Consider the following 12,373-nt stretch of genomic DNA (forward strand, 5'->3'; position numbering starts at 1 on the left):
GACCTGGCCGGCCGGGCCGTCGCGGGGGGGGAGCTCGTCCTGGCTGCCGTGGTGGCCGCGGTCGCCCCGGCGCGGGACGTCGGCTGGACCGACTTCCCGCTCCGAGCCGGCACCGCCACCGCCGCCGACCGCGCCGACGCTGCGCCGCCACCGGACCGGGCACCGGCCGTCGAGGCCGCCCCGGACCGCCCGCCCTCCCGCACCGGCGCCCCGCCGGACCGGGCCGCGGGCACCGCCGGCCGCGCCTCCGGCTCGGGCGCCGGCTCCACCGCGGACGAACCCGTCGACCCTCCCCCTGCCTCCGCCGCCGGCGCCGGCGCGTCCCCGAGCCGCCCCCAGGACACCCAGCGCGGCCCGCTCCCGGTCTCCAGCAGCCCGGGCTGCTCCCGCGCGTCGACCTGCCAGCCCCCGCCGCCCGGCGCTGCCTCCTCCAGCGGCGCCATGGTGAAGACCGCCCCGGCCGAGGTCTGGTCCAGGAACACCGGGCCGGTCTCCACCACCGCATCCGGTGCGTCCGCCGGGGCCCCCGCCGCCTGCGCCCCGACCACCGGCGCTCCGACCACCGGCGCTCCGACCACCGTGGGCGCCGCCGCGGACTCGACCACCGCCGCAGGCTCGACCCCCGCCACCGGCTCGACCGCCACCGCGGGCTCCACCACCGGCGCCGGCTGCGGCACCGAGGGCGGCGGGATGTAGCGCGCGTTCGGCCGCACGGCGGGCCGGGCGGCGAACGCCGGCGCCACCAGCACCTCGCCCTCGGCCGGCGCCGGGCGGCTGGTCCCGGGGACCCAGGTGGCGCCGTTCCAGTAGCGGACGAACCCCGGTACCGAGGGGTCCGGGTAGTAACCGGGCGCGGGGACCGCGGCGGTGTCCACGCTGGCGACCAACGGCTGGTCCGACATGCAGATCTACTCTCCTGAGGGCCTCCGGCGGGGCGCACGCCACGTCGCCGGGCAGTCACAAAGGGTAGTACTTCCGGACCCACTCCGATGGAAGTTGCCGATTGCCGGGACAGCGCGGGGCCCGACCCGGTTGGCTGACCTCTGTGGTCTGTCCGTGCGACCCCGGCGTGTGATCACGCCCGCGCGCCACCCACCGGCGGCGCACAACACCTCGGCCGCACCTCCGTGAACCTGTGCGAGAAACGCGTGTAAGAACCGGGCGGCAACGCGCTCTCTCCAGATGTCCGGGCCCGCCAGGGGCTCGGCGCCGACCGAGAGGACGCAGCGACATGGACATCAGCCCGACCGTGGTGGAGCTGGAACTGGAACTCCACCTGGTGCTCTCCCCCGAGCGCAGCATCCCGGTGCCGGCCCGGTTCTCCTACGGCAGCCACGACCCCTTCGCCGTGCACATCACCTTCCACCTGGACACCGGGGCCCCGGTGACCTGGGTGTTCGCCCGCGAGCTGCTGGTGGAGGGCACCTTCCGGGCGTGCGGGCAGGGCGACGTGCGGATCTGGCCGACCCGGGCGGGGCGGCACAGCGTGCTCTGCTTCGCGCTCACCTCGCCCGGCGGGGACGCGCTGCTGGAGGCCCCGCTGCCGGCCGTGGCCGCCTGGCTGGAGCGGGCGCACCGCCTGGTGCCGCCGGGCAGCGAGCTGAGCGTGCTCGACCTGGAGGGCTCGCTCGCCGACCTGCTGGCCTGAGCGGGTGGCCAGTGGTCACGGCAGCCGCGGCAGCGGCGCCGGTCACGGTGGTCGGGGTCAGCGCGCCGCGGGGGTGCGCTGACCGGCCGGGGCGGACCCGTCCTGGCCGCCCGGCCGCTGCCCGGGCACCCCGAGCGGCACCGGCGACTGCCCGGCCACCCGCCGCCGCGACCGCACCCGCAGCGCGGCCACCACCAGGAAGCAGAGCCCGATCCACGGGTACATCCCCGCGGGCACCTGCTTGAACAGGTTCATCTGCAGGTTGGTGATGCCCTTGTGCGGCACCAGCCACATCGAGAAGGAGCAGAACCCGGCCAGCGTCATCCAGAAGACCACCCGCCAGCGCCGTCGCCGGACGGCCGCCGGGCGGGTCCGCTCGTGGTCGGCCTCGGCGGCCAGCAGCACCAGGACCGGCACGCACCAGATCCAGTGGTGGGTCCAGCTGATCGGCGAGATCAGCACGGCGGTGACGGCGGTGACGCAGACGCCCCAGGCCTCGAACCGCGGCAGCCGGCGCCCGCTGCGGTGGGCGGCGACCGCGATCGCCAGCCCGGCCACGGCCACCAGCGCGGCCACCGCGGTGGCGGGCAGCCCCGGGTTGGCGTGGTGCAGGAAGCGGGCGGCGACCCCGCGCAGCGACTGGTTGTCGACGATCTCGGTCTTGCCGACCCGGGACGAGTCGTAGAGGTACTTGGTCCAGAAGCCCCAGGTCGCGCTCGGCAGCACCAGGGCGCCGATCAGGAAGGTGCCGAGGAAGGTGAGCCCTGACACGACCGCGGCCCGGATCCGGCCGGTCAGCAGCAGGTAGACGGCGAACAGCCCGGGGGTGAGCTTCATCCCGGCGGCGATGCCGATGCCGATGCCCTTCGAGCGCCGGTGGTCCGGCGTGGTCAGGTCCCAGAGCACCAGGCAGAGCAGGATCAGGTTGATCTGGCCGTACCGCAGCGTGGTGAAGATCGGCTCCAGCCAGACCCCGAGCCCGGCGACCAGCACCACCCCGACCGGCCGCAGCTCCCGGCGCGGCCAGCCCGCCAGCCGGAACGACAGCAGCGCGGCCAGCCCGAGCAGCGCCAGGTTCCCGGCCGTGACCGCCACCCGCAGGAACGGCACCGGCAGGTAGGCGGTCGGGGTGAAGAGCATCGCGGCGAACGGCGGGTAGGTCGCCGGCAGGTTCCACTTGGTGACCCGCAGCGCGTAGAGGTCGTGCCCGTGCGCGACGACGCCGCCCTCGGCCCGGTAGACGATCATGTCCACCATCGAGGTCCCGATGAAGTGCCGCACCACCGCGTAGGCGAGCAGCGACACCGCGGCGATCTTCAGCGCCTGGCGCATCCGCTCCCGCGGCGCCTCCCGCACCGCACGTATCGGCTCGGCCACCCAGCGGCGCCAGGCCGGGGCGTCGGAGGGGACCGACCCGGGCCCGGCCTGCGCCGCCGCCCGCGAGTCCTGCTGCACCGTTGTCACTGCCCGCTCCATCCCGCCACTCGGTCGGTAGACCAGCCATCGACAATAACGGACGGCCCTCCCCGCGCGACGGTTCGAACGAGCCCCCGACTCACCGCCCGCCCGCCGGCCCGGCCACCGCGAACGGGTCCCGCACGGGCGGCGGCGCAGCGGGCCGCGGGATCGCGAACGGATCCCCGCCGCCCGCAGCCGCGGGTCGCGGAACCGCGAACGGGTCACCCCCACCCGCCGGAGCGGGCAGCGCGGCGGCCGCGGACGCGTCGGCGGACCGGTAGTTCTGCGCCGTGGTGACGAGGTTCTGCCCCTGCCCGCCCAGCTCGCCGGCCAGCGCGTTCAGCACCCCCTGCCAGGCCGCGGTGCACTCCTGCAACGCCTGCGCACTCGCGAAGCCCGCCAGCCCCGCCACCCCGGCATCACTCGCCGGCCCGACCCCCTTCGCCTCCTCGGGGATGCGCCCCCCGACCGTCTGCGCGTTCTGCCCGGCACCGGTGAGGGCGTCCGGATGCACGACGAAGCCCGAGCCGGGATTGCTGGTCATGGGGAGTGCCTCCGGTTCAGTGGGACCAGTAGGGGTCGTCGGCCGGGGCCGGCGGACTGCTTGTGGGAGCCGGGCCCGGGAGCTTGTAGTCGTGGGTGGGCTGGTAGCGGACGCCGTAGGCGTGGAACAGGAACTCCACGGTCTCGGACTGCGTGGCTCCGGACGCCACGGGCGCCAACACCTGGACACTCATGTACACGCCGGGGACCTGTGCGTTCAGCGTGGCCACGGTCGGCGGGTAGCCGCTCCGGTTCGGGGCCCCCTGGGTCACCGGAACGCTGCTCAGGCCCTGCCAAGCCTTGGTGATCTGGTCGAGCAGCACCGGGACCCTGGCGGGCGAGATTCTCGTGCAGATGTCGAGGCTGCCCATCAGGTCGGAGAGCCTGCTGGGCTCGCCGTCCCAGTGAGCCGAGTCGCGCTCGGAGGCGTACGAGAAGTTGCAGTAGGTCGGCGCGGGCGAGATCCCCGCCATCGTCCGGCTGACGAGTTGGTCGATCCTGGCCCGTGCCTGTCCCGGACTCATCGTCGGTTCGTCGTAGTGGGCCAGTGGACCGTAGCCGTTGCCGAGGAACCACGCCCCGAGGGCGAGCACGAGGACGATGCCGACGGCCACCCCGAGGCACCCTCGCCGCTGGCTCACCCGTCGTACCCTCATCGCCGATCCTCCCGCTGCACCTGTCCGTACTGACCGGCGACGATGGCACCGATGTTGTTCAGCGACGGACCGCCGTTGCCGGGTGTCTGGTACTTCAGGTGGGCGTCGATCGGATTCGGGCAACTGCTGTCGTCGACAGCGAAGCGCTGGGCACCGAAATCGGCACTGGCCGGATCGGTGCCGTACCAGCCGGCGCGCGGATCGAACTTGTGCGCGATGTACAAGCCGACCGGGCCACCGATCGCCCCGGCCAGCACATCGGCGCGCGAGGGCGTGTGGGTCACCATGTCGTTGTCAGCAGCCCCGACCCAGACGTGGCCCGGAAGCCGGAGGTCCGCTGCGCTGTTGACGCCGGCACCGGGACTGCCGATCAGGACCACGTCGTCGGGTGGCCGGTAGGTGCTGCCGGGCTGGGTCGACAGCTTGGTGGCAGTTCCGACCAGCAGCGACCCGTAGCTGTGGCCGATCGAGGTGACGTGCGCGGTGCCGTTGGTCGCCCGCAGTCCGGTGACGAACTTCGCGAACGCGGGTGCGCCACTGTCCGCGCGGTCCGCCGATGCGACCTCTCCCACGGCCAGGTTCCCCGGCGGCGCGTCGTAACCGAGCCAGACGATGGCGGCCGCACGCCCTCCGGGTGACTCCTTGGCCTGGGCCGAGCGCCAGGCCCAGAGCGTGTTCTCGGCTTCGTTCGACCCGTCGGTGATGTTGCGCCCAGGCTTCAACGAGCTCGGGTCCGACGTCATGCCCGGCACGTACGCCGAGATGTCGGTGGCGGTGTCCGGATCGCCGAACGAGATGATCGCGCGGCCCTGCCCCTCGGTGCCGATGCCCAACAGGTAGTCCCTGGGCTGGTCGGTGGTGTAGTTCGCGTCATCGTTGAGCCGGTCGCGGATCGGTCCCAGCTTCTTGAGCGCGTCCTGCTCCGTCGCGGTCAGCGGGGTGCCGTGCGCCACCTTCTGGTCGATCGGGGCCAGTTGGTTCGTCAGCCAGGCCCGGTTCACCTGGTCCCGCACCGCCGCCGGGATCCCGTCCTGGTTCCCCAGCAGGTCCGGATGGTTGGCGATGAACCACTGCTGCTCGGCCGGGGTCAGCCCCTTCCACCAGGAGTTCCACTCGGCCGGGCCGGCACTGCCGGCCGGAACGCCCTGCAGATAGGCAGGCGTGGCGAGCCCGAAGTCGGACTGGTACCGGTCGGCGTTCGCGGTCTGCAGGTCGAGACCACTCCCGTTGGTCGCGCGGTCGGTGAAGGACTTCAGCGTGGCGGCGAGCGCCTGGTCGGCCGTGGTCGCTTCGGCCAGGGCACCGGAGATCCGGGTGCTGATCGCATCGGCGGCCGACTGCTGTCGGGCCTGCCAGTCGGCCGGGTCGTCATGGCGTTGGCCGGGTGCCGGCGGCGGCCAGCTGACAGCACCACAGTCATTCACCGAGAAGCCCTGGGCCTCGGCATCGGCGAGTGCCTGGAGGAGTTTGGACTGGGCGAGTTGGAGTGCGTCCGCGCCGTTGCACAGTTGGCCGTAGATCGTGCCGAGTTCCAGACCAGCGGCCTGCAACTTGTCGTCGGTGGCGGCGAGCGAGGCCTGGGCGGTCTCGGCGGCCTGACCGGTCCAGCCCGAGCCCTGCACGGCTTGGACAGTGCCGCTCGTCCAGTCGGCGGTGTGGGTCGTCAACGCATCGGTCAGCGTGTTGTACGCACCCGCCACGCCGTACAGATCACCGATCTTTGCGTCCCGCAGACTGGCCAGCTCCATGCCCCACCCCCGTGAACAGCCAAAACGTCGGCTCCCCGCCGAACTGGCGATCACCTTACCGGTTCGTCCTGACGCGAAGCAGTCGCCCGGTCACCCTGTGCACAAGCCGGTGCGGCGACCACCGAGAGCGAACGGCCGATCTCCCGCGTTCGCTTCACCGGCCGGGCTCGCGTTGGACCTGGGCGTAGTGGGCGGTGACGATGTTGCCGATGTTGGCCAGGGACGGGCCGCCGTTGACCGGGGTCAGGTACTTGAGGTGGGCGGCGACCACGTCGAGGCCTGCGCTGTGGTCGTCGACGGTGAAGCGGTTGGCGCCGAAGCCCTTGCCGGCCGGGTCCTGGCCGAAGGGGAGGTGGTGCGGGTCGCCCTGCTGGTGACCGATGACGGCGCCCAGCGGGCCGAGCAGGGCGCCGCCGGCTGCGGTGGCGTAGATGTCGCGGGCGCCCGGGAGGTGGGTGACCGGGTCGTTGCCGGCGGCGCCCGCCCAGACGTGGCCCGGGAGGCCGAGTTCCTGGGCCGAGGTCGCTCCGACGCCGGGGCTGCCGATCAGGACGACGTCGTCCGGCGGGCGGTAGCGGCTGTCCGGCCGGGTGGCGAGCTTCGTCGCCGTGCCGACCAGCAGGGAGCCGTAGCTGTGGCCGATCGAGGTGAGGTGCGGCAGCCCGGCGCTGCCGTTGGTGCTGCGGAGGCCGTCCAGGAACCTCGCGTACGCGGGCGCGCCGGCCGCCGCCCGTTCGCAGGTGGCCACCGGGGGCCCGGCCGGCGGGGCGTCGTAGCCGAGCCAGATGATCGAGGCCGCCGTTCGGCCCGGCGGCTCCTTCTGCTGGGCCGAGCGCCAGGCCCAGAGGGCGTTGCCCGCCTCGTTGGAGCCGTCGAGCGCGCCGTCGTCGGGTCCGAGCGAGGCCGGGTCGCAGGTCATGCCCGGGACGTAGGTGCAGATGTCGGTGGCGACGTCCGGGTCGCCGAAGGAGAGGATCGCGCGGCCCTGGCCCTCGGTGCCGATCCCGAGCAGGAAGTCCCTGGGACGGCCGTCGAGGGCCTTGGCGTCCGCGTCGAGTCGCTGCTGGACGGGCCGCAGCTTCGCGAGTTGCTGCCGCTGCTCGGGGGTGGGGTGCTGCTCCTGGTTCAGGGCGGTGACGGTCGCCGCCAGCCAGGCCCGGTTGGCCTGGTCCCGCACCGTGGCGGGGATCCCGTCCAGGTTGCCGATCTGCTGCGGGTGCTCGGTGACGAACCACTGCTGCTCGTCCGGGGTCAGCGCGTTCCACCAGGCGTTGACCGTGCTCGGCAGCGCCCCGGCGGGCGGCATGCCCTGCAGGTACTCGGGGTGCATCCCGTCGAGCCGGGTCTGCGCCTGGTCCGCGGCCGCGGCCGCCGGGTCGGGCCCGGCGCCGCCGGTCGCGTTGGCGGTGAAGTGGCGGAGCGCCTGGGCCAGGTCCTGGTCCTCGGCGGTCGCCTCGGCCAGCGCGGCCTGGATCCGCCGGCTCACGCCTTCGGCGGCCGCCTGCTGCCGGGCGTTCCAGTGAGCGGGGTCGTCCTGGTCGTCCGGCCGGGTCGGCGGGCCCCAGCGGACGTCGCCGGAGTCGTCGACCGTCAGCAGCTCGGCGTCGGCGTCGGCGAGCGCCTTCACCAGTTTGGCCTGCGCCAGCCGCAGGGCGTCGGCGGCCGCCCGCAGCTTCGCGCCGATCGAACCCAACTCCTCGACGGCGGCCTGCAACCGACTCGTGCTGCTGGTGAGCGCCGGCCCGGCGAGGTCCGCGGCCCGGCCGCACCAGCCGGAGGCGGTGACCGCCGCCACGGTGCCGGTCTGCCACTGGGCCAGGTCCGCGTCGACGGACCCGCGGAGCGTGTCGTAGGCGTCCGCCGCCCCGCGGAGCGCGTCGACCTTCGCCTCCCGCAGACTGGCCAGCTCCATGCCGCACCCCCCGTGAACGGGCAGAACGCCGGCTCCCCGCCGGGCTGGCGATCACCTTACCGGTTCGTGTGCACTCAGTGCAGCCGCCCGGTCACCCGGTGTACGCCCCGAGTGCCTTCGCGAAGTCCTGCGGCTGCTGGGCGATGCTGCTGCAGGTCGGGTCGGCGTAGGCCTTGGCGCCGCCGGCACAGGGCTGGTCGCGGGTGGCGGACCACATGGCCAGCCAGGCCAGGTGCTTGCTGCCGGCGAAGGCGGCCAGCTGCTGGGCGTCGGCGACGGTGAAGACCTCCGAGGCCACGTCGTTGACGCCGATCATCGGAGTGACCGCGACCTTGTGCCAGGCGTCGGCGTCGCTCAGGCCGAGGGCGCTCTTCAGCTGGGCCTGGGTGGCGGTGGCCGCGTCGATGGCGTAACTGCCCATGTGGCCGCTCGGGTTGGGGGCCACGCCGTCGCCGTAGTCCATCGCCATGATGTTGACCGCGCCGATCCGCACCCCGGCGCCCGCCGCGCCGGTGACCAGGTTGACGCCGTCCTGGGTCAGGCCGGTGGGCAGCGCGGGCAGGGTGAAGGAGACGTCCAGCGTCCGGCCCTTGGCGGCCGCGGTCTGCTGGAGCTGGGCGATCGCCTGGTCGCGGCGGGTGTTGGCGGCGGTGTCGGCGAGCGCGCCGCCCTCGACGTCGAAGTCGATCTTCGTCAGGCCGTAGGCGTCGATCGCCTGCTGGTAGGCGGCGGCCAGGTCGCCCGCCGAGGAGCAGGCAGTGGCCAGCTCGCTGCCGTTGGCGCCGCCGAAGGAGACCCGGACGTCGCCGCCGAGCGCCCGCAGCGCGCCGATCCGGGCCGCCACCGGGTCCGCGGTGAGGTCGCTGACGCCGCCCCACTTGGGCACGCAGCCGCCTCCGGAGACGACAAAGGCCAGGGTGTAGTTCTTCACCCCGTCGGCCTTGGCGGTGGCCACCAGGTCGTAGGGCGGGTAGAGCGAGGTGTCGACGTACGGCGCGAAGCCGGCGCCGCCGCCGGCCGGGGCAGGGGTCGTCGGCACGGGGGTGGGAGTCGGCACAGCGGTCGGGGTCGGCACCGGGGTAGGGGTCGGTGCGGCCGTGGGCGTGGCGGTCGGAGTCGGCACCAGGGTCGGGGTGGGCGACGCGGTCGGCGACGACGGCACGACCGTCGGCGCCGGCGTCGGCGCACCGGTCGGCCGCCCCGACGGCACCGGCGTCGGCCCCTCCCCGGTGCGGCACGAGGCGCCGTCGATCAGGCAGTTCCCCGGCTCCGCCTGCGCGGCGCCGCTGCCCTCCACCACGAAGCCCACGTCCACGCTCTGACCGGGCGTCAGCCTGCTGTTCCAGGACTGCGGGGCCACCGTGACGTGCTGACCGGACGCGGTGAAGTCCGCGTTCCAGAGCGAGGTGATCTTCGCACCGGCCGGCAGGTCGAAGCTGAGCTTCCAGCCGTCGATCGGGGTGGAGTTGGCGTCGGTGACCAGGTACTGGCCGGTGTAGCCGGTGTCCCAGACGCTGGTGCGGCTGTAGACCGCGCCGAGCGAGGCCGCACTGGCGCCGGACGCCAGCACCGCGACCCCGCCGGCCACCACGGCCGCGGCGACCGCGCTCGCCCCGAGCACCAGGCCCTTGCGCCCGCGCCTGCGGTGACCGACGCGGCGGGTGGGCTGCTTCGTCATGGGACTCCTCAACTACCGTACGGGGGAAGGGGTGCCGGGCGCCCTCACGCCCGGCGTCGCCGACGCTAGCGCCCCGCCGAGCCCGGAAATCGCCTGCTCAGACACGGGTAGCCGTCCCTTAGGCAGCCGTTAAGGAACCCGTCCGACCCGTGGGATCCGTCCTCCCCACGTCAGCCGACCCGTCCCACGACCGTCAGCCGACCCGTCACCCAGCCCATCCCCGACCCGTCACCCCGCCCGCCCGCCGCGCCGCCCGCGCCCCAGCCGCCGCCCCGCGGGGGCCGCACCGTCCGCCGGCCCGGTGCCCAGCCGCAACCGGATCTCGGCGCCGCCCAGCACCGCCGACCGCCCGAGCGCCAGGTCGCCGCCGGTCGCCTCGGCCAGCTTGCGGACGATGTCCAGCCCCAGCCCCGTGGACCCCTCGCCGCCGTGCCCACCGCCCCGGCGCAGCGCGGCCGAGGGGTCGTCGAACCCGGCGCCGGCGTCGCCGACCAGCACGATCACCGCCCGCTCGGTGGCCAGCACGTCCACCGAGAAGGCGGTGCCGATGGCGGTGTGCCGGAACACGTTGCCGAGCAGCGCGTCCAGCGTGGCGGCCAGGTCGCCGGGCGGCACCGGCACCCGGGCCGGGGCGTCCGCGCCGTGCAGCTGCCAGCGGCGTCCCTCGTCCTCGGCCAGCGCGGACCAGAAGCCGACCCGTTCGCGGATCACCTCGGCCGCGTCGCAGCCGACCGTGCGGGCCGCGGCCCCGCCGGGGGTGCGGCGGGTCGAGCGGATGATCTGGTCGACCTCGCGCTCCAGTTGGGCGACCGCGTGCCGGGTGGCCTCGGCGGCGTCGCCGTCACCGAGCGAGGCGGCGTTGAGCCGGAGCACGGTCAGCGGGGTGCGCAGCCGGTGCGACAGGTCGGCGGCCAACTCCCGTTCGGCGGCGAGCAGGTGCACCACCCGGTCGGCCATCGCGTTGAACGCGGCGGCGGCCTCGCGCAGTTCGGCGGGGCTGCCGTCGGCCTGCGGGCCCTCGACCGGCAGCCGCAGCGCGAGGTCGCCGGTGCCCAGGGCCCGGGCGGCGCCGGCCAGCCGGCGGGCGGCGCCGACCAGCCGGGCGCCGGTCCGGTCGGCGACCAGCACGGCGATCGCCACCAGGCCGAGCGCGACCAGCGAGAGGACCAGCCAGGCGGTGCCGACCCCGCGGGTGAGGTCGGCGTCGGCGACGTACACCTCGACCACGGCGATCTTGGCGGGCGCCACCGCGACCGGCTGCAGCCGGGCGTAGCCGCCGGGCACCTTGACGGTGAGCACCCGGCCCCGGGCGGCGTCCGCGATGTCGGTGGGGGTGGCCCGCGCGGTGCCGATCACCTGCTCGGCGGTGACCGCCGTGCCGCCCGCGGCGGGCGGCAGGTGCACCGCGAGCCGTCCCTGCGCGCCGGAGTCGGTGCTGGCCAGGGCCCGGGCCAGGTCGCCCTGGTCGGTGGTGATGGCCAGCGCCGGGCCGAGCGCAGCGCACTGCCGGTCGGCGGCGGTGAAGGCGCGCTCCCGGGCGGTCTTCTGCACCACCAGGCCGAGCGGGATCAGGAAGGCCAGCGCGACCATCGTGGTCCCGGCCACCGCGGCCCGGACCAGCACCCAGCGCAGCGACGGACCGGCCCCCGCCCGGGGACCGCCGCGCGCTGTCACGGCCGGGGCTCCGCCGCGGCCCGGTCCGGTGCCCGGTCGCCCGACCGTGCCGGCGCCGGCGTCGGGTCCGGTGCCTCCAGCCGGACCCCGACGCCCCGCACGGTGTGCAGGTAGCGCGGTTCGGCGGCGGTCTCGCCGAGCTTGCGGCGCAGCCAGGAGAGGTGGACGTCGATGGTCTGGTCGCCGCCGTAGGTCTGCCGCCAGACCTCGGCCAGGATCTCCTTGCGCGGCACCACCACGCCGGGCCGGGCGGCCAGGAAGGCCAGCAGGTCGAACTCCCGGCGGGTCAGGTCGAGCGCCTGCCCGTCCAGCACCGCCTCCCGCCGCTGGACGTCGATCGCCAGCCCGCCGACCCGCAGCACCTGGGTGACCGGCGCCAGACCGCCGCCGAGGCGGCGCAGCACGGCGGTCATCCGCGCGGTCAGGTGTTCGCCGGAGAAGGGTTTGACCAGGTAGTCGTCCGCGCCGTCGTTGAGCAGCCGGACGATCTCCGCCTCGTCGTCGCGGGCGGTGGAGATGATCACCGGCACGTTGGTCAGGCCGCGGATCATCTTGAGCGCCTCGCCACCGTCCAGGTCGGGCAGGCCGAGGTCGAGGATGACCAGGTCGCAGCCGACCTGGGCGACCTCGCGCAACGCCTCCAGTGCGGTGCCGACGCTGCGCACCGCGTGCCCGGACTCGGACAGGTGCCGGATCAGGGCCGAGCGGACGAACGGGTCGTCCTCGACCACCAGGACAGTTGCCATGGCCCTGCACGCTACGGCATCCCGTCGTGCCGGCGGCATCCCGGATGGGGCAGGATGGCGGGCGATGCGTAGCGGATTGGTACAGACGGGAGCCTGGGCGCTGGCCACCACGGCCGGGGTGGTGCTGTCCTGGCTGGGCGTCAGCAGCGTGCTGTCCGACTCGGCGTTCGAGCCGCCGCGGGCGCTGCCGCTGCCAGCCCGCGCCACCGCGCTGCCGACGCTGCCCGCGCTGCCCACCGACTCGGCGGCCCCGACCGCCGGGCCGAGCCCGAGCCCGAGCCCCGCCACCACCGCACCGCCCACCGCCGGC

At 74.7% G+C, this 12,373-nt stretch carries 10 protein-coding genes and 1 pseudogene; 2 read left to right on the forward strand and 9 right to left on the reverse strand.

Going from position 1 to position 12,373, the window contains the following annotated elements; genetic code table 11:
• Positions 1–902: DUF2510 domain-containing protein (locus ACQRUO_RS35120; protein WP_428320216.1), on the reverse strand; the 902-nt coding region annotated here is incomplete at its 3' end.
• A gap of 329 nt (positions 903–1,231) precedes the next feature.
• Here ACQRUO_RS35120 and ACQRUO_RS35125 point away from each other — a divergent pair.
• Positions 1,232–1,648: an SsgA family sporulation/cell division regulator gene (locus ACQRUO_RS35125; RefSeq protein WP_428320217.1), complete on the forward strand. Its 417-nt coding sequence runs from the start codon at positions 1,232–1,234 to the stop codon at positions 1,646–1,648.
• A gap of 57 nt (positions 1,649–1,705) precedes the next feature.
• On the opposite strand, the gene ACQRUO_RS35130 is transcribed toward ACQRUO_RS35125, so the two are convergent.
• The 8 genes from ACQRUO_RS35130 to ACQRUO_RS35165 form a co-directional block, all read right to left on the reverse strand.
• Positions 1,706–3,112 (reverse strand): glycosyltransferase 87 family protein, encoded by a 1,407-nt coding sequence (locus ACQRUO_RS35130; RefSeq protein WP_428320218.1) that lies wholly within the window; start codon positions 3,110–3,112, stop codon positions 1,706–1,708.
• A gap of 91 nt (positions 3,113–3,203) precedes the next feature.
• Complete coding sequence (locus ACQRUO_RS35135) at positions 3,204–3,650, reverse strand: hypothetical protein (RefSeq protein WP_428320219.1); 447 nt, start codon at positions 3,648–3,650, stop codon at positions 3,204–3,206.
• Between the two features lie 16 nt (positions 3,651–3,666).
• Positions 3,667–4,290: a hypothetical protein gene (locus tag ACQRUO_RS35140; protein ID WP_428320220.1), complete on the reverse strand. Its 624-nt coding sequence runs from the start codon at positions 4,288–4,290 to the stop codon at positions 3,667–3,669.
• An 11-nt stretch (positions 4,291–4,301) separates the two neighbouring features.
• Positions 4,302–6,053, reverse strand: a complete 1,752-nt coding sequence (locus tag ACQRUO_RS35145; protein ID WP_428320221.1) for an alpha/beta hydrolase — start codon at positions 6,051–6,053, stop codon at positions 4,302–4,304.
• Between the two features lie 154 nt (positions 6,054–6,207).
• Positions 6,208–7,965 (reverse strand): alpha/beta hydrolase, encoded by a 1,758-nt coding sequence (locus ACQRUO_RS35150; protein WP_428320222.1) that lies wholly within the window; start codon positions 7,963–7,965, stop codon positions 6,208–6,210.
• Positions 7,966–8,056: 91 nt separating this feature from the next.
• Positions 8,057–9,643, reverse strand: coding sequence for a cellulose binding domain-containing protein (locus ACQRUO_RS35155; RefSeq protein ID WP_428320223.1), 1,587 nt, complete (start codon positions 9,641–9,643; stop codon positions 8,057–8,059).
• A 228-nt stretch (positions 9,644–9,871) separates the two neighbouring features.
• Positions 9,872–11,275 carry a sensor histidine kinase gene (locus ACQRUO_RS35160; RefSeq protein ID WP_428320225.1) on the reverse strand — a complete coding sequence of 468 codons (1,404 nt, stop codon included), beginning with the start codon at positions 11,273–11,275 and terminating at the stop codon, positions 9,872–9,874.
• Between the two features lie 38 nt (positions 11,276–11,313).
• Positions 11,314–12,063 (reverse strand): response regulator transcription factor, encoded by a 750-nt coding sequence (locus ACQRUO_RS35165; protein ID WP_428320224.1) that lies wholly within the window; start codon positions 12,061–12,063, stop codon positions 11,314–11,316.
• Between the two features lie 64 nt (positions 12,064–12,127).
• Here ACQRUO_RS35165 and ACQRUO_RS35170 point away from each other — a divergent pair.
• A pseudogene (locus tag ACQRUO_RS35170) lies at positions 12,128–12,373 on the forward strand (hypothetical protein); the annotation flags it as partial.

The sequence above is a fragment of the Kitasatospora sp. LaBMicrA B282 genome, assembly GCF_050325825.1.
GTDB lineage: Bacteria > Actinomycetota > Actinomycetes > Streptomycetales > Streptomycetaceae > Kitasatospora.

Excerpts from the sequence above, each read along its gene's own strand:
- ACQRUO_RS35125 (WP_428320217.1), top strand. The coding sequence starts at position 1,232 with ATGGACATCAGCCCGACCGTGGTGGAGCTGGAACTGGAACTCCACCTG.
- ACQRUO_RS35135 (WP_428320219.1), bottom strand. The coding sequence starts at position 3,650 with ATGACCAGCAATCCCGGCTCGGGCTTCGTCGTGCATCCGGACGCCCTC.
- ACQRUO_RS35145 (WP_428320221.1), bottom strand. The coding sequence starts at position 6,053 with ATGGAGCTGGCCAGTCTGCGGGACGCAAAGATCGGTGATCTGTACGGC.
- ACQRUO_RS35150 (WP_428320222.1), bottom strand. The coding sequence starts at position 7,965 with ATGGAGCTGGCCAGTCTGCGGGAGGCGAAGGTCGACGCGCTCCGCGGG.
- ACQRUO_RS35155 (WP_428320223.1), bottom strand. The coding sequence starts at position 9,643 with ATGACGAAGCAGCCCACCCGCCGCGTCGGTCACCGCAGGCGCGGGCGC.
- ACQRUO_RS35165 (WP_428320224.1), bottom strand. The coding sequence starts at position 12,063 with ATGGCAACTGTCCTGGTGGTCGAGGACGACCCGTTCGTCCGCTCGGCC.